Genomic DNA, 20598 nt, shown 5'->3' on the forward strand with positions numbered 1-20598 from the left:
CAGGAATTTATAGGAGAATTATTTTTTCAATCCTTCAGCCGCTTTATTAACCGCCTCTTTCAATTCTTCTTTATAAGCAATAATCGTGTCCAAAACTTTTTTGTCATGGCTTCCAATGATTTGAGCTGCTAAAATCCCAGCATTTTTTGCTCCGTTTAAAGCTACTGTTGCAACAGGAACGCCACCTGGCATTTGTAAAATAGATAAAACAGAATCCCAACCGTCAATAGAGTTGCTCGATTTTACTGGAACTCCAATTACAGGAAGCGGAGACATTGAAGCTACCATTCCAGGCAAATGCGCTGCACCGCCCGCACCGGCAATAATTACCGAAATCCCGCGATTGTGTGCATTTTTGCTAAAATCGAATAATTTCTCCGGTGTTCTGTGTGCCGAAACTATATCTACTTCAACTTCTACATTAAATTGTTTTAATATGTCGATTGCATCCTGCATAACTGGCATGTCTGAGATGCTTCCCATTATAATAGCTACTTTGCTCATGTTTTTATTTTTGTTTCAAGTTTCAGGTTTCAAGTTTTGCTGAGTCTGAAAATTGCCATTTGTTTTATGTTTTCCTGTTTGCAGGGTATTTTTTTAATCGGGATTTGATTAATTTACTTATAGAATAAATTATAAGTACAACAATTGTAATTATAATGAAATTTATAATCAAAAATTCTGGATAAAAATACTTTGTAATATAACATTCCTCATCAACTTTTCCAAATACGCGAAATGGAAAACCTATTGTAAAACCTCTCCCGTGTTTAGTTATAGGTATTAATTGTGCTGTGATATAAAGTAAGACTATTAATCCAAAGATTTTTAATACTTTTTTCATTTAAATTATGATGCACTAATAACTTTAATAGTATTCTTAACTTCCTCAGCAATGCGTCTCGCTTCCTGCATATCTTCATTTACGATGGTTACGTGACCCATTTTTCTAAAAGGACGTGTTTGTTTTTTACCGTAAATATGTGGTGTAACGCCGTTCCATCCTAAAATGGTTTCGATGTTTTCATACACTACATTTCCAGAATAACCTTCGGCACCTACTAAATTTACCATAATTCCGGCAACTTTACTGTCTGTATTTCCTAACGGAAGATCTAAAATAGCGCGTAAATGATTTTCAAATTGCGAGGTATAACTGGCTTCGATAGAATAATGACCAGAGTTGTGCGGACGCGGTGCTACTTCGTTTACCAAAATTTCGTCGTCCTGAGTTTGGAACATTTCAACTGCTAAAAGTCCAACGTGGTTGAATTTTTCAGAAACATTCAATGCAATTGCTCTTGCTTTTTCAGCGACTTTTTCGTCGATTCTTGCCGGGCAGATTACATATTCAACCTGATTGGCTTCCGGGTGAAACTCCATTTCGACAACTGGATAGGTTTTAATTTCTCCTGATGGATTTCTTACCACAATTACTGCGAGTTCGTTTTTGAACGGAACCATAGTTTCGGCGATACATTCGACATTTGGTAAATCATCCATGTCAGAAATCTGACGAATTACTTTTACGCCATTTCCATCGTAACCAAATTCAGTGCATTTCCATACAAATGGAATTGTTATTTCATTATTTCCAACTGACTTTTGTAAATGTTCAGGGTTTTCAAATCGTAAATACGAAGCCGTCGGAATATTACTTTCTGTATAAAAGTCTTTTTGAGTTCCTTTATTCTGAATTCCTTTTAAGGTTTTTGGAGATGGATATACTTTTAAGCCTTCGTTTTCTAATTGTGTTAAAGCTTCAAGGTTTACCAATTCGATTTCGAAAGTCAAAACATCGACTTGTTTACCAAAGTTGTAAACCGTATCGTAATCCATTAAATCGCCTTGAAAGAATTTATTGCAGGCAATTTTGCTGGGCGCTTCGTCGCTTGGGTCGAGAACGTAAGTTTGTATGTCAAATTTTCTGGTGTCGAACAGAAGCATTTTACCTAATTGTCCGCCGCCTAATATTCCTAATTTAAAATCAGAAGAAAAATAATTCATTTTGAGTTGTGTTTTTGCAAAGATACTTTTTAATCTTTTTTCAGCCAAAATTTAGTTTTTCCCGCCACGAATTCACGAATTTTCTTTTTTGCTTTGTGTAAAAAAAATTCGTGAATTCGTGGCTGTCAATAACCTATTTTATTTTCTTCAAAACTTCCTTTGCGACGGCTTTGTATGCCGCAGAGTGATCTCCGAAATCTTTGTCAATAATCATTTTTAGTTCTGGATGAATCCAATCGTAATGATTTCCTAAAATATATAATGTTCTTATCGAATAAGCTTTTGTAGCCACTTTTACATCATTTATCAGCCAGTCAAAGCTTGCTTCTATACATTCCTGAAGGTTTTCTTCTGATAAATGAATACTGTTTTCGTCTTTTTTATAATGAGACTTGACTAAAAGCTGCATCACTTTTGCAATGGGACGAATGGAACTTTCATCTTTTAGAATTTTCAAATTGGAACAGAAAAAATCAAGATGCGGCTGGAGCCAAAGCAATTCTTCATACGATACAAATTCTAAAATCCAGCAAGCTTTGTGATTGTTCTTGTCTTCGGGCGAGAAACAAATGGAAATTAATTCAGTAAACAAATATGGATTTTCGAGAATAACCTGCGCGCACTTTAAACGGTTTTCCCGGTAGGCGCTTACATAATCCAGTTTTTCCTGTAATTCAGAAAGTATGGTCATTGAATTTAATTTGGTTTCAAGCATCTAAAATAAATAATTTAAAGATACAGTTCCATAATAATTTACAGGAAGTCCGGGATAATAATACCTTGGAGATGAGTTTCCTGTTGGCACCGCATTTGGCAGAATTAGTGAAGCATATTTTTCATTCGTTACATTGTTTACACCAGCGGAGATATGACTGGTTAATCCTCGTAAAATCTCGAATCGATAACCTGTTTTTAAATTTAGAATATCGTATGAATCTGAATAAGCTGTATTGGCATCGTTTAACTGAATTTCGCCTACAAATTGATAATCGGCACTTAAGTAAATGCCAAAATTAGTGTTTACTATTATGCCGGCATTAATTTTTTGTGGTGCAACACCTGTGAGTTTGTTTCCAGAAAAATCATTGCCGTTATCGATAAATTCTTTGAATTTATAATTTCCTATAGATCCTGCGGCGTAAGAGTTCAATGTTAAAAAACGATTAATGGGCCAATTGTGATTTAAAGTAATTTCGATTCCTTCGTGAGATGTTTTTCCAGCATTTGTTCCCAAATATTGATCATCGCCGACTCTTTTGGCAACGAGTAAATCTTTAATTTCCATTCGGTATAAAGAAATTTCGGTGTAAAGCTTTTTATTAAGAAAGTAGAATTTTCCGCCAACTTCAAAATTATAACCGTTTTCGGGTTTTATGTCCGGATTAATTGTGCCTTCGCTTGTTAGAGTTTCTTCTGTTGCTGGAAGTGAAAATCCTCGGCTCACAGAGAAATAAAGTGTTTGTAAAGAATTGGTTTTGTAAAGAAATGAAACTTGAGGCGAGAAAATGCCATCGTAACTATATTCCTGATTGATGTTTTGAGTATAATTAGTAAGATCAAATCTGGTTTTGTTATAATTTAAGCCGGCTTGAATCTCAAATTGTTCCGACAGTAAAGTTCTTAATTGAGAAAATATATTGTAAAAATGTCTTTTTTGATCGGTTTCTGTAAGCTGATTTCCCTGCAGACTTCCTAAACCATTATTTTGCTGATACAGATTTTGGAACGTATTTCCATTATAGGTATCTGTGAAATATTCTACACCAGCAATAAATTGATTTTTAATTTTTCCGATTTTAAAATCCCCCGAAAACTGAGTTCTGGCACCTGTTGCAAATGTATATTGACGGAGAATATCAAACGGACGAGGTTCGTTGCTGTCTTTATAATTAATGAAAACTGAAGTCGAATTGTTCAAGTTATCATTAATTTTAAAATCATAAGCCAATCCGCCTAAAACTGATTTATATTCTTTATATCCTTTTGAAGCCACCCAAGTTGGCGCTCCAGCTTTTGGATTTGTATTAAAAACTTCTTTACTAATTGAACTCGGAATATAGGCTTTCAAATAGGTATAGTTAGAAAAGTAGGTAAGTTTACTGTTTTTTTTTCTAAATAATTCTCCGGCAAGTGTAACGCCTTCGCGATTGTAAGCGCTGTTTTCCCGCCAGCCGTCGGTTTTTAAGTTATGATAACTAATGTTTAAACTTCCTGTTTTTTCATCTATACTATAATTCAAACTGTTCTTCAATAATCCGTAAGAACCAAAAACGGTACTTATGCCGGCAGACTGTCCGTTGTTTTTAGAAAGCTGAGGTGAAATTAAAATTGCACCGCCCAATCCAGCGCCGTAAACGCTCGAAAGCGGACCTTTAATGATTTCGATTTGGTTGAGGTTTTCAAGGTCAATATCATCAATTACAGTTTCGCTGTTTCCAGAAGTCAGCGGTATACTGCCGTAAAAAGCTCTGATTTTATTGGTTCCGTAAGTTGTTCTTGCGCCAATACCACGAATCGAAATTCGGCTTGTAGTAAAATTCGAAGACTGCATGAATACACCCGGAATCGTATTGATAACTGTTGTAATATCTGTGGTATTATTTTGAAGTAAATCTTTTTTGGAAAGAATACCAATTGCAGCAGGTGTATTTAACAAATTGGTATCAATATGAAGCGGACTTATAACAACTTCTTTCAGTTTTTCAGTTTTTGTGGAATCAGTAGTTTTGTTTTGTTTCTTTTGTGCCGAAATATTTTGCAGAATCAATAGTGCAGAAAGAAAAAAACAATATTTTTTTAAAAGCATAAAATGAGATTAAAGGCTTATAATTTTAACACATAGAAACATAGTTTTGATTGAGGCAAAAAAGGCGTTTGACTTATTTAAATTCACATATTGATTATGTGTAAAAACAGTTTATGTAACAACTTCTTTTTAAGCAAAAATCTATGTCTCTATGTGTTTAAAATTTTCTTTTTAGTTCATTCCAATCAGCATTTAGATTGGAATTTGAGTTTTTATAAATTGAAATTTTTATTTAGCCGAAACTTTCCAAATGGTATTTCCGCTGTCATCGTTTACTAAAAGTGATCCGTCATTCATAACGGTTACGGCAACCGGACGTCCGTAAACTTCAGCTTTATTTTCATCAGAAATAAAACCAGTTAAAAAGTCTTCTGGTTTTCCTGAAGGTTTGCCATCTTTAAAAGGAACGAATAATACTTTATAACCTGAAATTTTAGAACGATTCCAAGAACCATGTTGTCCTACAAAAACACCGTTTTTATATTTGGCAGGAAAAGCATCTTTAGTATAAAAAGCCAATCCTAAAGAAGCGGTGTGAGAACCCACAGGCACATCTGGAACAATTGTTTTTTCAACTAAATCTTTTCTTTGGCCTTTCATTCTAGGATCAGGTATGCTTCCAAAATAAGCATACGGCCATCCATAGAACCCTTCTCTTTTTACGCTTGTAATATAATCAGGAACTAGATCGTCGCCCAATTCATCGCGTTCATTAACCGCAGTCCACAATTCTTTATTTACAGGATTCCAATCCATCCCAACAGGATTTCTAAGTCCTGAAGCATAGGTTTTTTCTCCAGTTCCGTCAGGATTAATTTCAAGAATGGCCGCGCGGCGCACTTCTTTGTCAATTCCATGTTCGGCATTATTACTTCCAGAACCTACAGAAACATAGATTTTGCTTCCGTCAGGACTTGCTAATAAATTTCGTGTCCAGTGGTTATTGTAACCTCCGGCAGGAAGTTCCAATATTTTTTCGCCTTTTGTTTCTAATTTCAGCGGATTGTTTTTATAAGGATAGCGGTATAATCCATCTGTATTGGCGATATAGAAAAAGTCTTTTAAAACCAGCATGCCAAAAGGCTTGTTGAGGTCTTTAATAAAAACTTCGCGCGTTTCAAATTTTCCGTCTTTGTCTTTATCACGTAAAACGGTAATTTGATTTTTGCTGGCACGCGTACCGCTTTCTACTACAAAAATATCTTGATTAGGCGCAATATAAGTCCAGCGCGGATTTTCGAAACCATCGGCAAATTTTGTCACTGTAAAACCTTGTGGTGCTATAGGCGTTTTGTCTTTTGGCCAGCCAATAACTTTGCTGTTGTTTGTTTTAGATTCTGTAGCGTATGGAGGAGGGAGTGTAATATCTCCAATAGCAGTTTTTACAACATTGCCAGGTTGTTTGGCAAGCGCTTCTTTTTCTTCTTTTTTTACCTGTCCATTACAGGCAGTCATCAGGGCTAATAGTGGTATTGAAAATAAGGTTAAGGATTTTCTCATCAGTGTCTTGGAGTTAAATATTTATATCACAACAATTTACTGAATTTTAAAATAGTGTCCAGAATTGTTTTGTAAATATTAACTGATATTTAACATTCGTAAAAAATATGTTAGGACAGTCTATTTTGATATAAACTGTTAAGTTCTAATTCTGTATCTTTGTCCATTATTTTAAAATTAAAAATAATGATACAACTTCACGATAAACAATTTGTTCCGTTTATTTCGGCTAAAGAAATTGATTTTGCTTTAACCAAATTAGTGGCACAGGTAGAAGATGATTTTGGAGATGATACGCCAATTTTTATTGGGGTTTTGAACGGAGCTTTTATGGTAGTTTCGGATTTTTTAAAAAAGTATAAAAAACCTTGCGAGGTTTCATTCATAAAAATGGCTTCTTACGAAGGAACTGAAAGTACAAATTCGGTTAAAGAATTAATTGGAATCAATCAGGATTTGTCAGGAAGAAGCGTTGTTATCATTGAAGATATCGTCGATACTGGAAATACAATCGAAGAATTGAAGCATTTGTTTAAAGCGCAAAATGTAAAACATTTTAAAGTGGCAACATTGTTCTTTAAACCAGAAGCGTATAAAAAAGATATGAAGATTGACTATGTTGGAATTAGAATTCCAAATAAATTTATTGTGGGTTACGGGCTTGACTATGATGGTTTAGGACGAAACTTAACAGAAGTTTACAAATTAGCAGAATAAGTAAAAACAAAACACAACTATATATTCATTTAAAACTTCTTGAAAAATAAGAAGTAACAACACTCAAATTCATTATGATTAATATCGTTTTATTTGGAAAGCCTGGTGCAGGAAAAGGAACTCAGGCAGAATTTTTAAAAGAAAAATACAATTTAACACACCTTTCTACTGGAGATATTTTTCGTTTCAATTTAAAAAATGATACTGAACTAGGAAAACAAGCAAGAGTTTATATGGACAATGGAGAATTGGTTCCTTGCGAAGTTACAACTGCAATGTTAATTGACGAAGTTAAAAAACACCCAGATACAGCAGGATTTTTGTTCGATGGTTACCCAAGAACAATTAATCAGGCAGAGGCTTTAGATAAATTTTTACCAACAATTGGCTCTAGCGTAACTGCTACAATCGCTTTAGAAGCTGATGACGAGATTTTGGTAGCGCGTTTGCTGGAAAGAGGAAAAACAAGCGGAAGAGCTGATGATCAGGATGAAGAAAAAATTCGTGTGAGATATCAGGAATACAACGAAAAAACAGCTCCATTAATTGGATATTATAAAGAACAAGGTAAGTTTCACGCTGTAAACGGTATTGGAACTATCGAAGAAATTACAAAACGATTAACGTCAGTTATAGATAATTTGTAGAAGCTTTCCGAGATTTTCGGGACAGCTGACGTTTTTAAAGTCTGGAATGCTAAAGTCTATTTTTCTATTCTGAATTTTTGGAATAAAAAAATAGTTTTTTAGCTCCGGGCTTTTTCGCTCTCCTGACCATGGTGAGAATGATGCAAAAAAGAAGAATACCATACTAAAAAAGAACCAAACTAATAACGAATCTACTAAACATTGGAAATACTAATAATATTTTTTCTAATACTATTAAATGGAGTTTTCTCTATGTCCGAAATTGCCCTTATTTCGGCCAGGAAAAATAGACTGGAAACTGCCGCTAAAAAAGGAAATAAAAGTGCCAAAACAGCACTTGATCTGGCAAACTCGCCAAATAAATTTTTATCGACTGTACAAATTGGAATTACCTTAATTGGAATTTTAACGGGTATTTATTCTGGTGATAAAATTACAGCCGACGTAGAACTTTTTGTGGCAGGTTTTGCTGCTTTAAAACCTTATGCACACTCTATTGCAGTTGGAATAGTGGTTGTGGTTCTTACTTTTTTCTCTTTGGTTTTAGGAGAATTACTTCCAAAACGTATCGGATTAAATTATCCTGAATCGATTGCAAAAATGGTGGCAATGCCAATGAGAATAATTTCGATTATTACAGCACCATTTATTTGGTTGTTAACTTCTTCAACAGAATTTTTACTGAATATTCTGCAGATAAAACCAACCGCTGACGGAAAGGTTACTGAGGAAGAAATTAAAGCGATTATTAAGGAAGGAACTGAAGTAGGAGAGGTACAGGAAATTGAACAAGATATTGTAGAGCGTGTTTTTCATATTGGAGATAGAAAAGTAAGTTCGTTAATGACACACCGTAAATCGGTTGACATGCTTCCGTTAAAAGAAGATAAAGCAAAAATCAAAGAATTAGTTGTTCAGGATCTGCACGCCGTTTATCCGGTTTATAATGAAAATTACGATGATATTGTGGGGGTTGTAACTCTTAAAAATATCTTTGCCAACATAGAAAACGAACAATTTGATTTGTCGGCTATAGTTTCAGATGCACCTTATTTAATGGAGCAGACAACAGCTTATAAAGCGTTGGAAAATTTCAAAAAAACAGGCGTTCACTATGCGTTAGTTTCTGATGAATATGGTGTTTTTCAAGGAATGATTACTTTGAATGATATTTTGGAAGCTTTGGTAGGTGATGCTTCTGAGTTTTATAAAGATGAATTTCAACTTGTTGAAAGAGAAGACGGTTCATGGTTGGTCGACGGGCATTATTCATTGCACGATTTCTTAACCTATTTTGAACTGGACGAGCTAACAAACGATTACGAAGTAAACACGGTAAGCGGTATGATTATGACTGAGCTTTCGCATATTCCAAAAGAAGGTGAAAAATTAGTTTGGCAGAAATTCGTTCTGGAAGTAGTCGATATGGATGGAGTTAAAATTGATAAAGTATTAGTGAAAGCCCTTAAAGAGTAAAGTGAAGTTTTCAGTATGGTTTTCAGTCACATTTGATACTGAAAACTGCGACTGTGACTGAAAAATAAATAAAAATAGAATTTAGAAATAGAAGATAGAGAAATCTAAAATCTAAAGTCTAAAGTCTGAAATTTAGAAAAATGACAGAAGGAAATTTTGTAGATTACGTTAAGATATATGTTTCTTCCGGAAAAGGAGGAAAAGGATCTACGCATTTACATAGAGAGAAATTTATTGAAAAAGGTGGCCCTGACGGAGGTGATGGTGGTCGCGGTGGACATGTGTATTTAGTGGGGAATAAAGGGCTTTGGACATTATTTCATTTAAAATTTGCACGCCACATTAAAGCAGGATATGGAGGTGATGGAGGTTCTGACAGAAGTACCGGAGCTGATGGAGAAGATAAATTTATTGAAGTGCCGCTGGGAACTGTTGTAAAAGACAAAGAAACTGGAGAAACACTTTTTGAAGTTACAGAACATGGCGAGAAAAAGATTCTAGCCAAAGGAGGAAAGGGAGGATTAGGAAACTGGCATTTTAGAAGTTCAACTAATCAAACACCTCGTTATGCACAGCCAGGTTTGCCAGGAGTTGAAATGGATGTTATTCTGGAACTTAAAGTTCTGGCTGATGTTGGATTGGTTGGTTTTCCTAATGCGGGAAAATCTACTTTATTGTCTGTGCTGACTTCGGCAAAACCAAAAATTGCAGATTATCCATTTACCACTTTAAAACCCAATTTAGGAATTGTAGCCTATAGAGATTTTCAATCTTTTGTCATTGCCGACATTCCGGGAATTATTGAAGGTGCTGCAGAAGGAAAAGGTTTAGGACATTATTTTCTTCGTCATATCGAACGAAACTCTACTTTATTGTTTTTAATTCCTGTTGATACAGCAGATATTAAAGCAGAATATGATATTTTGGTAAACGAATTGACCAAATACAATCCAGAAATGCTAGACAAAGAACGTCTTGTTGTGATTTCAAAATGTGATATGCTTGATGACGAATTGAAGGCGGAGCTGAAAGCAGAATTAGATGTTTCTTTTAAAGATGTTCCTTATATGTTTATTTCTTCTGTTGCCCAGCAAGGTTTAACCGATTTAAAAGACAGGCTTTGGAAAATGCTTAATGAATAAGGAGATAATATTCAGTTAAAGATAATATAGTAAAAAAGGTGTTCATAAAATTGAGCACCTTTTTTGTTTTTAGAAATGTTAAATTCGTAATAAAAGGCTAAAAACTTATTGTGATAAGCAATTTTAGAATCGTTTTGGATTAGATAATTATGAAAATGAATTATATTCGCATTACTTAAACAAAATAACATGAAAAAAATAATTTTATTCTTTACCATGTGCCTTATGGCTTTTCCTGTAAGAGCTGATGAAGGAATGTGGTTTTTGATGTTTATCGAAAGACTGAACCATAGAGATATGGAAAAAATGGGCTTGCAATTAACAGCCGAAGAAATCTACAGTATTAACCACCACAGTTTAAAAGATGCGATTGTACAGTTTAACGGAGGTTGTACAGCAGAAATCGTATCAAATAGTGGTTTGGTTCTTACGAATCACCACTGTGGTTACAGCGCGATTGCAGAACTTTCAACTGCAGAACAAAATCATTTGAAAAATGGTTTCTGGGCAAAAAATCGTTCGGAAGAATTGAAGCCAAAATCTTTGTATGTTCGTTTCTTTGTACGTATGGATGATGTTTCTAAAAGAATCTTGTCTAAAGTAAATGATACTATGACAGAAACCGAAAGAAATAAAATCATTCAGCAGGAAATTGCTTTAATTGAAAAAGAAAACAGCGAAAACGGAAAATACACCGTTTCCGTTCGTCCTTTCTTTCAAGGAAATGAGTATTACTATTTCGTTTACCAAGATTACACAGACGTTCGTTTAGTGGGAACTCCGCCGGAAAGTGTGGGTAAATTTGGTGGAGATACTGATAACTGGGAATGGCCTCGCCAAACAGGAGATTTCTCTATGTTTAGAGTATATGCAGATAAAGATGGAAATCCTGCTGCATATTCTAAAGACAATGTGCCATTACAACCAAAACATTATTTACCAGTAAGTTTAAAAGGGGTAAAAGAAAATGATTTTGCTATGATCTTAGGATATCCGGGAAGAACAAATCGTTGGATGCCTGCTGGAGGAATTGAGCAAAACATTAAATATGCTTATCCTGCGTGGGTTGAAGGTGCAAAAACTTCAATGGATGTCATGAAAAAGTATATGGACAAAGATGCAACTGTTCGTTTACAGTATGCTTCTAAATATGCTTCAACAGCAAACTACTGGAAAAATCGTCAAGGTATGATCGATGCTTTAACAAAAGCAGGAACGGTAGACACAAAAACGGAACAAGAAGATAAATTCTATGAGTGGGCAACTAAACCTGCAAATAAAGAAAAATACGAAAATGTAATTCCAACGATTAATGATTATTACAGAGAGACGAATCTAAAAGCGCGTCACGATAATTATTTAATGCAGGTTTTACGTACTTCAAGTTATGCAACAGGTCCTGCAAATTTAGGAAATGCATTAATTGCTTACTTTAACGAAAACGAAGCTAAGAGAGCAGAAATGCTTCCGAAAATCAATACTATGATTGATAACATCTACGGAGATTTCTACGAGCCGTTAGAAAAAGAGGTGTTAATCGCCCAGCTAAATTTATATGCAGCAAAAGCGGCAGAATATGGTTTAGCTCCGCAAATCGCCAAAATGAAAACAACAAATAATGGTGATTTTACTGCTGATGTGAATACAGCGACACAACAAAGTTATTTTACTTCAAAAGAGAAAATAAAGGCATTTATGGCTGATCCAAAACCATTGGCAATTGCACATGATCCGTTGTATATCATTTCTAATGATCTTTTAACCAAATATCGTTCAAAAACAGATGATCAAGCTAAAGCTGATGATGGATTTGCAACGGCTTACCGCGAATTAGTGGAAGGTTTAAGAGAATCAAAATTAAACGCCATTAAATATCCAGATGCTAACTCTACATTGAGATTAACATACGGAAAAGTTCGTGCTTTACCTGCAGATCCTCGTAATGATGCTAAAATCAACAACTATACTACAATGGAAAGTATGGTTAAAAAATACAAAGCAGGAGATCAGGAATTTGACTTACCAGCTCGTTTATTAGAGTTGAACAAGAAAAAAGATTTCGGACAATATGCTGACAAAGCTGGTTACATGCCGGTAAACTTTTTAACAGATAATGATATTACTGGAGGAAATTCTGGTTCACCAGTTCTTAACGGAAAAGGAGAATTAATCGGAATCGCTTTTGATGGAAATATCGAAGCAATGGCAGGTGATGTTATCTTTGATTCAAATTTACAAAGAACGATCAACGTAGATATTCGTTATGTGCTTTGGATTATCGACAAATACGCCGGTGCTAAAAACATTATCGATGAATTGACGATTGTAAAGTAATCCAATCTTCATTTTAAAATACAACCCGACGGTTTCTAAAGCTTGTCGGGTTTTTTATTCTATATTTCGTTATTTTTGAGACATGAAAAATCTTTTACTGTTTCTTTTTATTTTGCCGGTTTTTGGATGGACGCAATCTAATTTTGAGAGGGCAGAGAAATTATTTCATTCTAAAAAGTATAGTGAAGCACAGCCAATTTTTGAAGGGATTTTAAAAAACAATTCTTCCGATGTAAAAACATTAGAGTATTTGGGTGAAATAGCGGGACATCAAAAATCATGGGTAAAAGGAGCTGCATATTTTAAAAAACTAAAAGAACTTAGACCCAATAATGCAGATTATTTTTTTAAATATGGCGGATGTCTGGCCATGCGAGCGACAGAAATAAACCGAATAAAAGCGTTTACAATGGTGGGAGATATGAAAGAAGCTTTTGAAAAGGCCATAGAATTAAATCCAAAACATGTGCAGGCAAGATGGGCTTTAATTGAAATATATTTGCAGCTGCCGGGAATTTTAGGTGGAAGCGAATCGAAAGCAATTGCTTATTCTAATGAACTGGCACAGTTTTCTCCTGTAGACGGCTATTTATCAAGAGGAAGAATTGAAGATTATTTTAAGAGATACAATCTGGCTGAGAAAAATTATAAGAAAGCCCATGAAATTGGCAATTCAAAAGTGACATTTCAAAAATTATATAATCTATATTTGAATAAATTAAAAGACCCAAAAAAGGCTAAAGATTTAAAAGAAAAATTCGAAGAATAAAATACAATCTCAAAGGCAAATTCGAAGAAATTGGAATTTGGAATTTAAAAATTAGAGTTTAAATGAAAACACATTTCATCGCTATTGGCGGAAGCGCAATGCACAATTTAGCATTGGCATTACATAATAAAGGATATCTGGTTACAGGAAGTGACGATGCTATTTTTGAGCCGTCAAAATCAAGATTGGAGAAAAAAGGAATTCTTCCAGCAGAAATGGGTTGGTTTCCAGAAAAAATAACTGCCGATATCAATGCAGTTATTTTAGGAATGCATGCAAAAGCAGATAATCCTGAATTATTAAAAGCGCAGGAATTGGGATTGAAGATTTATTCATATCCTGAATTTTTATACGAACAGTCTAAAAATAAAACTCGTGTGGTAATTGGCGGTTCACATGGTAAAACAACCATTACGTCTATGATTCTGCATGTAATGAACTATCATAATATTGCGGTTGACTACATGGTAGGAGCACAGTTGGAAGGTTTTGATACTATGGTGCATCTTACAGAAGAAAATGATTTTATAGTTTTGGAAGGCGATGAATATTTATCATCACCAATTGACCGTCGCCCTAAGTTTCATTTATACCAGCCAAACATTGCTTTGATTTCTGGAATTGCTTGGGATCATATTAATGTTTTTCCAACGTATGAGAATTATGTAGAGCAGTTTGAAATTTTTATAGAAAAGATTACAAACGGAGGCATTTTGGTATACAACGAAAATGATCCTGAAGTAAAACGTGTTTCTGAAGCTGCAACAAATCCAATTCGTAAACTTCCGTATCATACACCGGAATATACCGTAAATAATGGTGTTACTTTATTAAAAACTCCAGAAGGCAATATGCCGATTGAAGTTTTTGGAGCTCATAATTTAAACAATCTTGCCGGAGCGAAATGGATCTGTCAAAATATGGGTGTAGACGAAGCCGATTTCTACGAAGCGATCGCAAGTTTTAAAGGAGCTTCTAAGCGTTTGGAAAAAATTGTAGAAGGTAAAGGAAAAGTAGCTTACAAAGATTTTGCACATTCGCCAAGTAAAGTAGCGGCAACAACAAAAGCAGTAAAAGAACAATATCCTGATAGAACATTAGTAGCTTGTTTAGAGTTGCATACATACAGCAGTTTAAATGCTGCATTTTTAAAAGAATATGAAGGCGCTTTAGAATATGCAGATGTTGCAGTTGTGTTTTATTCGCCAGATGCCGTAAAAATTAAACAGCTTGAAGAAGTAACTTACGAACAAATAGCAAAAGCTTTTAACCGTGAAGATTTAGTGATTTATACCAATCCGGCTGAATTCAAAGAATATTTATTCAATTTGAACCTTGATAATTCTGCTCTTTTATTAATGAGTTCAGGTAATTATGGTGGTTTGAATTTTGATGAAGTAAAAGGTTTGATTGAGTAATTAATTAGCCAATTAGAAAATTAGATAATGTGTCAATTGCTATGCAGTTGGCACATTTTTTTAATTATCTAATTGACACATTCTCACATTGCTACATTTTCTAATTTGAAGTTCCTTCATATTTAAAATGACCTACAATTTTATAAGCAAATAAACAGTCTTCTAAAACCTGACCGTTTCCAACGTTGTGAACAATAAGATTTCGTTTTCCATCGTGTGATTTTTTATGAGTTACGATTCCGATGTGCGGAAGTTTATCGTTAATCATCCAGGTTACAATTTCACCAGTTTTATAATCATTTGGATTTTTTGTGACCGGAAGTTTAATGCCCTTTCGTTCAAAAAATATTTCTAGGTTTGGAACTCTGCGATGATCAATATTAGTATCGGTTTTAGTCATTCCCCATTTTTTAAGATTTGGATACGCTGTAAAATTTTGAAGCATATCTTCATGTACTTCTTTTTGTAAATCGACACCTAATTTTCGATATGAACGAGTGATAACATCGGTACAAACTCCTTTGTTTTTTGGGACATCACCATTTGGATATTCAATTTTGAAATAAGAAGGATCATAATGAATTGAAGGATCAATGATTGAAATTGCAGCCTGAGATAATTTTTCAGAGTATGTTTTTGGTATAAAATTATCGTTACTTACTGCAACATCTTTATTACTTTGATGGCAAGAAATGAGAATTTGAAAGAATAAAAGGAAACAAAATCTTTTCATTTTAATTATTTAGTTTCTAAAGTTAGCGAATTTTAAAATAGACAAAATAAATTGAAAGATTTTTCTTCTTTTTTATATCTTCGTTTTTTGAAATGTATTTATGGAAGAATCTTATTTCCCTATTAAAAATTGGTCAGAAGATGACAAACCGCGTGAAAAATTAATGTTGAAAGGGAAAGAAGCATTAAGCAACGCCGAATTACTTGCTATTTTAATTGGTTCCGGAAGCCGAAATGAAACAGCTGTTGGATTAAGTAAACGAATTTTAGCAAGTGCAGGTAACTTAAATTCTCTTACAAAATTATCTATTTCCCAATTAATGAACTTTAAAGGAATAGGTGAGGCAAAAGCAATATCAATTATGGCTGCTCTCGAATTAAGTAGACGTTTACGATCTGAGAAAGCAGTTGAAACAGAAAAAATTACTTCTAGTAAAATGGTTTTTGAAATTATGCAACCTATTATTGGGGAACTTTCTCATGAAGAATTTTGGGTGCTTTTTCTTAATAATTCTAATAATGTAATTTCTAAAGCGCAATTAAGTAAAGGAGGAATTGCTGGAACTGTTGTAGATGCACGATTAGTTTTTAAACTTGCCTTAGAATATTTCGCTACAGGCGTGATTTTGTGCCACAATCATCCTTCTGGAAGTCTAATACCAAGTGAGGCTGATAAGCAAGTTACAAAGAAATTAAAAGTAGCGGGGGAGAGTTTAGATGTTAAAGTTTTGGATCATTTGATTATATCTGGAGCAAAATATTATAGTTTTGTAGATGAAGGAATTTTTTAATTTATGAATACCAAAATCACAGATATCTTTTTTGACTTAGACCATACGCTTTGGGATTTCGACAAAAATTCAGAAATGGCATTTGAACGGATCTTTAAAAGTAAATATGCCGAAATACAAACACAGGATTTTATTAAAGAATACGTACCCATTAATCAGGAATGTTGGAGATTGTACCAAAACGATCTCATAACACACGAAGAACTTCGTTATAACCGATTAAAGTTTTCTTTTAATGCTTTAAATTATGTGATTTCTGATGAAAATATTCTAGAGATCGCAAATGATTATATTGAGTTTTTAACTGACAATAATTATCTTTTTGATGGTGCAATTGAAGTATTGGAATATTTAAAACCAAAATACAAATTGCATATCATCACTAATGGTTTTGCAAACGTTCAGGAAAAGAAAATTAGAAACGCTGCTTTAGGCGGTTATTTCACAACTATTACAAATTCTGAATTAGCAGGTGTTAAAAAACCAAATAGTATTATCTTTGATTATGCTCTTAAACTAGCTAATACTTCCAAAGAAAACAGCATTATGATTGGAGACGATCTTGATGCAGATGTCAATGGAGCTTTGAATGCCGGTTTAGATGCTATCTTTTTTAACGATAAAAAAATTGAAATAACTCAGAATTTCAAACAAATAAACCATTTATTAGAACTAAAAAATTATTTATAATGATGAAGATAAAATTTTTATTAACTGCATTAATTTGTTCAGCTGTTGGTTTTGCACAGTCTGTAAATGATTATAAAGCGGTGATTATACCTTTAAAGTATGATTTTATAAAAACAGAAAATCAATACCGTCTGGCGACTTTAACGAAATCTAATTTATTAAAAGCTGGTTTTACGGCATATTATACAAATGAAGAACTTCCTGCTGGTTATGCAGATCGTTGTGATCTTTTGTATATTGATGTGAAAAAGGATAATGCTTTTTTGGTAACTAAACTTTTTGTTGAATTTAAAGATTGTTATGGAAAAGTAATCTACACTTCTGAAACAGGAAAAAGCAGGGAAAAAGAATATGAAGTAGCTTACAGAGAAAGTTTAGACAATGCTTTTGTTTCGATTGCCAATCTTCATTATAAATACAGTGGTAAATCTCCAGTTACACCTTCGAGAGCCGTTACAGCAGAAACACTTCCAGCAGTAAATACTACAGCACCCGTACAAACTGCAGTAGTTTCAACACCTGCAGTTAATGTTTCAGATCCGAATTTGCTTTATGCTCAACCAACGGAAAATGGATATCAGTTAATTGATAAAACACCAAAGGTTGTTATGAAGCTTTTCAAAACTTCTCGCGCAGATTCATTTATTGCTGTTAAAGATGGAATTCAAGGTTCTTTAAATGCTAAAGACAATCAGTGGTATTTCGAGTACTATCAAAATGACAAATTAGTTTCTGAAAAAGTTTCTGTTAAGTTTTAAATTTTAGAATTCAACACTTAGGTTTCTTTTTGTAAAGACAAAAACTAATAACCATATTTATCTTTCCAACGGTTCTTTAAGAATTCACGGGTACTGTTCTCTCTAGAATTGTTTCCAGGATTGTAAAGAACCGTTTCTTTTATAGCATCTGGCAAGAATTCCTGTTCAGCAAAATTATTAGCATAATCGTGTGAATATTTATAATCTTCTCCATAACCAAGTTCTTTCATAAGTTTGGTAGGAGCATTTCTTAAATGAATAGGAACGGGGAGATCACCAGTTTGTTTTACTAATTGCTGTGCATTTCCAATTGCCATATACGAAGCGTTGCTTTTTGGAGAAGTAGCTAAATAAATCGCACATTGGCTTAAAATAATACGACTTTCAGGATATCCAATTGTAGTAACCGCCTGGAAAGTATTATTGGCCATTATAAGTGCTGTTGGGTTGGCATTTCCAATGTCTTCGCTTGCCAGAATCAACATTCTTCGGGCAATAAATTTTACATCTTCACCACCTTCAATCATGCGAGCTAACCAATATACTGCTCCATTAGGGTCGCTTCCTCGCATCGATTTTATAAATGCCGAAACAATGTCATAATGCTGTTCGCCTGTTTTGTCGTATAAAACGGTATTTTGCTGTACCAGTTCTAGAACACGATCATTTGTAATCGTTACTTCATCTCCAGCTGATGCATTAACAACAAGTTCAAATATATTGAGCAGTTTTCTGCCATCTCCGCCGGAAAGTCTTAATAAAGCTTCGGTTTCTTTTAAATTAATGTTTTTGGAAGCCATATAGGTATCTACTTTCATCGCACGATGTAATAGCGCTTCTAAATCATCTTTTGTGAAAGCATTTAAAACATATACCTGACAACGCGATAATAAAGCAGGAATAACTTCAAAACTTGGGTTTTCGGTCGTGGCACCAATAAGTGTAATCCAGCCTTTTTCTACAGCAGCTAAAAGAGAATCCTGTTGTGATTTGCTGAAACGGTGAATCTCATCAATAAACAAAATTGGATTTTTGGCAGTAAAAAGTCCTCCGCTTCTTTGTTTGGCTTTGTCAATAACATCACGAATGTCTTTAACACCAGAATTAATCGCACTCAAAACATAAAAAGGACGTTTTGATTCCTGAGCAATAATTTGTGCCAAAGTTGTTTTTCCAGTTCCCGGAGGTCCCCAAAAAATTAAAGAAGGGATTATTCCTTTTGCAATTTGCTGTGTCAACGATCCGTTAGGTCCAACCAAATGATGCTGACTAACATAATCTTCTAATTTTTGCGGGCGAATTCGTTCTGCTAATGGTGCTTCCATTTTGTAAATTTACTATTTTCAGAATTTATTTTTAGAGGTTTTGAATCTTTTAACTTTATAAAACCAATTATTGAATTTTTGCAGCTGACAAAATATCAGTAATATGCAATTGGAAAGTTTTTTGATATCGTATTATAAATCAAAACCGAAAAAAATGAATGACAACCAATTTAAGTTTTCTACTTCCGTTGTTGGATTACCAGTTCTCTTTGTTTTATTGCTTTGGATAGTCTATTGGATTCAGATTCGTTTCGACTTTGATTTTTACAAAAATGGGATTTATCCGCGTGATTTTTCGGGATTACAAGGCGTGATTTTTAGTCCGTTTATACATGAAAACTTAGATCACCTTTATAATAATTCAATTCCGCTTTTAATCCTTTTAGCGGCGATGCCTTTCTTTTATCCTAAACAAACTTTTGGAGTTATTGTTTATGGAATTTTGTTGTCAGGATTCATTACATGGTTAATTGGTCGTAACAATTTCCATATTGGTGCTAGTGGCTTGATTTACGTTTTGGTCAGTTTTATATTTTTTAAAGGAATTCAAACTAAATACTATCGATTGGTTGCTTTATCACTAACTGTAATTTTGGTTTACGGCGGTATGATTTGGTATGTTTTTCCAGATGTCGATCAGTCGATTTCCTGGGAAGGCCATCTAGGAGGTTTAATTGGTGGATTTCTATTGACACTTTACTACAAGACTCCCGAATATTCTAAACCGATTGTTTACGATTGGCAGAAGCCTGATTTTGATCCGCAAAATGACCCTTTTATGAAGCACTTTGATGAAAACGGAAATTTTGTTAATACTGTTCATGAAGAAGAACTTATACCTGAAGATGGATATTTTATTTCTAGCTATCCAGTAAATTATGTTATAACTAAAACAGAATCAGAAGATAAAGAAAATATGGAGTAGTCATATGAGATTAAAAGACTAAATTTGTGATTACTAACCAATTGAATAATTTAGATTATGAAAAAAATAAGTTATTTAATTTTGCTTTGTTTTTATTTTTCAAGTTTTCAGGCTGTCGGGCAATGTGAAATCAAAAATAAAATCCAGCCTGATGGAACGATGGTATATTTTTTTGATCCAGCTGTTTTCTATTCGACTAAATCTAAATCTTTGAAAATTAATATTCTTACCGACAAAGAACATTATTTCATTGCTCTGCAACCTACACCTTTTCCTGATAGGAAGGAAGGGAAGAAAATCAAAGACGATTTAACAATTATTCTGGCAGATCATAATACCTACACATTGTCACATTTTGATACTCAATATCGAAATAATGATTCAATAATGGAGGTTTTGTATTTAATGGATCAAAAAGATTTAGAAGCATTTTCGAACTACGAGGCAGTAACGGCAAAAATTAATATGAAAGGCACGGAATTCGTTCGAGATTATAATTTTAAACTCCATAAAACTGCCATAATGGAACAGATTAAATGTATTCGAAAAGAAGAATAGAAA

General features: G+C 33.8%; 19 protein-coding genes. 12 read left to right on the plus strand and 7 right to left on the minus strand.

From position 1 onward, the window contains the following. Positions 1-18: 18 nt before the first annotated feature. The 5 genes from purE to J0383_RS13885 form a co-directional block, all read right to left on the minus strand. Entirely contained in the window at positions 19-504 is a 486-nt protein-coding gene (gene purE, locus J0383_RS13865; RefSeq protein ID WP_207294628.1) for a 5-(carboxyamino)imidazole ribonucleotide mutase, read from the minus strand. A 345-nt stretch (positions 505-849) separates the two neighbouring features. Continuing rightward, positions 850-2007 carry a 5-(carboxyamino)imidazole ribonucleotide synthase gene (locus tag J0383_RS13870; protein ID WP_207294629.1) on the minus strand — a complete coding sequence of 386 codons (1158 nt, stop codon included), beginning with the start codon at positions 2005-2007 and terminating at the stop codon, positions 850-852. A gap of 133 nt (positions 2008-2140) precedes the next feature. Next, a complete protein-coding gene (locus J0383_RS13875; protein WP_207294630.1) occupies positions 2141-2722 on the minus strand; it encodes a hypothetical protein in 582 nt (193 codons plus the stop codon). Further along, a complete protein-coding gene (locus tag J0383_RS13880) occupies positions 2723-4813 on the minus strand; it encodes a TonB-dependent receptor (protein ID WP_207294631.1) in 2091 nt (696 codons plus the stop codon). A 228-nt stretch (positions 4814-5041) separates the two neighbouring features. Beyond that, positions 5042-6313 (minus strand): PQQ-dependent sugar dehydrogenase, encoded by a 1272-nt coding sequence (locus tag J0383_RS13885; RefSeq protein ID WP_207294632.1) that lies wholly within the window; start codon positions 6311-6313, stop codon positions 5042-5044. A gap of 186 nt (positions 6314-6499) precedes the next feature. Here J0383_RS13885 and hpt point away from each other — a divergent pair, with 186 nt between their 5' ends. From hpt to J0383_RS13920, 7 genes are all read left to right on the plus strand, one after another. Beyond that, a complete protein-coding gene (hpt, locus tag J0383_RS13890) occupies positions 6500-7030 on the plus strand; it encodes a hypoxanthine phosphoribosyltransferase (protein ID WP_207294633.1) in 531 nt (176 codons plus the stop codon). 74 nt (positions 7031-7104) lie between these two features. Further along, the gene (locus J0383_RS13895) at positions 7105-7677 is read left to right on the plus strand and encodes an adenylate kinase (RefSeq protein ID WP_207294634.1); all 573 of its coding nucleotides are present in this window, start codon (positions 7105-7107) and stop codon (positions 7675-7677) included. A 252-nt stretch (positions 7678-7929) separates the two neighbouring features. After that, positions 7930-9153, plus strand: a complete 1224-nt coding sequence (locus J0383_RS13900) for a hemolysin family protein (RefSeq protein ID WP_239023073.1) — start codon at positions 7930-7932, stop codon at positions 9151-9153. A gap of 140 nt (positions 9154-9293) precedes the next feature. After that, positions 9294-10295, plus strand: a complete 1002-nt coding sequence (gene obgE, locus J0383_RS13905; protein ID WP_207294636.1) for a GTPase ObgE — start codon at positions 9294-9296, stop codon at positions 10293-10295. A 189-nt stretch (positions 10296-10484) separates the two neighbouring features. Next, a complete protein-coding gene (locus tag J0383_RS13910) occupies positions 10485-12629 on the plus strand; it encodes a S46 family peptidase (RefSeq protein ID WP_207294637.1) in 2145 nt (714 codons plus the stop codon). Between the two features lie 82 nt (positions 12630-12711). Next, complete coding sequence (locus tag J0383_RS13915) at positions 12712-13398, plus strand: tetratricopeptide repeat protein (RefSeq protein WP_207294638.1); 687 nt, start codon at positions 12712-12714, stop codon at positions 13396-13398. Between the two features lie 62 nt (positions 13399-13460). Beyond that, positions 13461-14816 carry a UDP-N-acetylmuramate--L-alanine ligase gene (locus J0383_RS13920; protein WP_207294639.1) on the plus strand — a complete coding sequence of 452 codons (1356 nt, stop codon included), beginning with the start codon at positions 13461-13463 and terminating at the stop codon, positions 14814-14816. Positions 14817-14916: 100 nt separating this feature from the next. Here J0383_RS13920 and J0383_RS13925 read toward each other — a convergent pair whose 3' ends face one another. Then, the gene (locus tag J0383_RS13925) at positions 14917-15549 is read right to left on the minus strand and encodes a DUF1287 domain-containing protein (protein ID WP_207294640.1); all 633 of its coding nucleotides are present in this window, start codon (positions 15547-15549) and stop codon (positions 14917-14919) included. 100 nt (positions 15550-15649) lie between these two features. On the opposite strand from J0383_RS13925, the gene radC reads away from it, so the two are divergent. Genes radC through J0383_RS13940 form a run of 3 tightly spaced genes read left to right on the plus strand, consistent with a single transcriptional unit; the run spans position 15650 to position 17787 of the window. Then, entirely contained in the window at positions 15650-16339 is a 690-nt protein-coding gene (gene radC / locus J0383_RS13930) for a RadC family protein (protein WP_207294641.1), read from the plus strand. Positions 16340-16342: 3 nt separating this feature from the next. Beyond that, the gene (locus J0383_RS13935; protein WP_207294642.1) at positions 16343-17029 is read left to right on the plus strand and encodes a YjjG family noncanonical pyrimidine nucleotidase; all 687 of its coding nucleotides are present in this window, start codon (positions 16343-16345) and stop codon (positions 17027-17029) included. Next, entirely contained in the window at positions 17029-17787 is a 759-nt protein-coding gene (locus tag J0383_RS13940; RefSeq protein WP_317196707.1) for a hypothetical protein, read from the plus strand. Before J0383_RS13935 ends, J0383_RS13940 begins: the two co-directional genes overlap by 1 nt. A gap of 44 nt (positions 17788-17831) precedes the next feature. Here the strand turns inward: J0383_RS13940 and J0383_RS13945 are convergent, their stop codons facing one another. Continuing rightward, a complete protein-coding gene (locus tag J0383_RS13945) occupies positions 17832-19112 on the minus strand; it encodes a replication-associated recombination protein A (protein ID WP_207294643.1) in 1281 nt (426 codons plus the stop codon). A gap of 154 nt (positions 19113-19266) precedes the next feature. On the opposite strand from J0383_RS13945, the gene J0383_RS13950 reads away from it, so the two are divergent. Together J0383_RS13950 and J0383_RS13955 are read left to right on the plus strand one after the other, a co-directional pair. After that, entirely contained in the window at positions 19267-20037 is a 771-nt protein-coding gene (locus J0383_RS13950) for a rhomboid family intramembrane serine protease (protein ID WP_207294644.1), read from the plus strand. Positions 20038-20094: 57 nt separating this feature from the next. Further along, entirely contained in the window at positions 20095-20595 is a 501-nt protein-coding gene (locus J0383_RS13955) for a hypothetical protein (RefSeq protein WP_207294645.1), read from the plus strand. Positions 20596-20598 lie beyond the last annotated feature (3 nt).

This window comes from Flavobacterium endoglycinae (genome assembly GCF_017352115.1).
GTDB classification, from domain to species: Bacteria; Bacteroidota; Bacteroidia; order Flavobacteriales; family Flavobacteriaceae; genus Flavobacterium; species Flavobacterium endoglycinae.

What these genes read in the sequence shown, in the direction of transcription:
- J0383_RS13920 (WP_207294639.1), top strand. Translation starts at nt 13,461, where the DNA reads ATGAAAACACATTTCATCGCTATTGGCGGAAGCGCAATGCACAATTTA.
- J0383_RS13945 (WP_207294643.1), bottom strand. Translation starts at nt 19,112, where the DNA reads ATGGAAGCACCATTAGCAGAACGAATTCGCCCGCAAAAATTAGAAGAT.
- radC (WP_207294641.1), top strand. Translation starts at nt 15,650, where the DNA reads ATGGAAGAATCTTATTTCCCTATTAAAAATTGGTCAGAAGATGACAAA.
- J0383_RS13885 (WP_207294632.1), bottom strand. Translation starts at nt 6,313, where the DNA reads ATGAGAAAATCCTTAACCTTATTTTCAATACCACTATTAGCCCTGATG.
- J0383_RS13900 (WP_239023073.1), top strand. Translation starts at nt 7,930, where the DNA reads ATGTCCGAAATTGCCCTTATTTCGGCCAGGAAAAATAGACTGGAAACT.
- J0383_RS13870 (WP_207294629.1), bottom strand. Translation starts at nt 2,007, where the DNA reads ATGAATTATTTTTCTTCTGATTTTAAATTAGGAATATTAGGCGGCGGA.
- J0383_RS13950 (WP_207294644.1), top strand. Translation starts at nt 19,267, where the DNA reads ATGAATGACAACCAATTTAAGTTTTCTACTTCCGTTGTTGGATTACCA.
- J0383_RS13875 (WP_207294630.1), bottom strand. Translation starts at nt 2,722, where the DNA reads ATGCTTGAAACCAAATTAAATTCAATGACCATACTTTCTGAATTACAG.
- J0383_RS13940 (WP_317196707.1), top strand. Translation starts at nt 17,029, where the DNA reads ATGATGAAGATAAAATTTTTATTAACTGCATTAATTTGTTCAGCTGTT.
- J0383_RS13935 (WP_207294642.1), top strand. Translation starts at nt 16,343, where the DNA reads ATGAATACCAAAATCACAGATATCTTTTTTGACTTAGACCATACGCTT.
- J0383_RS13910 (WP_207294637.1), top strand. Translation starts at nt 10,485, where the DNA reads ATGAAAAAAATAATTTTATTCTTTACCATGTGCCTTATGGCTTTTCCT.
- J0383_RS13955 (WP_207294645.1), top strand. Translation starts at nt 20,095, where the DNA reads ATGAAAAAAATAAGTTATTTAATTTTGCTTTGTTTTTATTTTTCAAGT.
- hpt (WP_207294633.1), top strand. Translation starts at nt 6,500, where the DNA reads ATGATACAACTTCACGATAAACAATTTGTTCCGTTTATTTCGGCTAAA.
- J0383_RS13915 (WP_207294638.1), top strand. Translation starts at nt 12,712, where the DNA reads ATGAAAAATCTTTTACTGTTTCTTTTTATTTTGCCGGTTTTTGGATGG.
- J0383_RS13880 (WP_207294631.1), bottom strand. Translation starts at nt 4,813, where the DNA reads ATGCTTTTAAAAAAATATTGTTTTTTTCTTTCTGCACTATTGATTCTG.
- J0383_RS13925 (WP_207294640.1), bottom strand. Translation starts at nt 15,549, where the DNA reads ATGAAAAGATTTTGTTTCCTTTTATTCTTTCAAATTCTCATTTCTTGC.
- J0383_RS13895 (WP_207294634.1), top strand. Translation starts at nt 7,105, where the DNA reads ATGATTAATATCGTTTTATTTGGAAAGCCTGGTGCAGGAAAAGGAACT.
- purE (WP_207294628.1), bottom strand. Translation starts at nt 504, where the DNA reads ATGAGCAAAGTAGCTATTATAATGGGAAGCATCTCAGACATGCCAGTT.
- obgE (WP_207294636.1), top strand. Translation starts at nt 9,294, where the DNA reads ATGACAGAAGGAAATTTTGTAGATTACGTTAAGATATATGTTTCTTCC.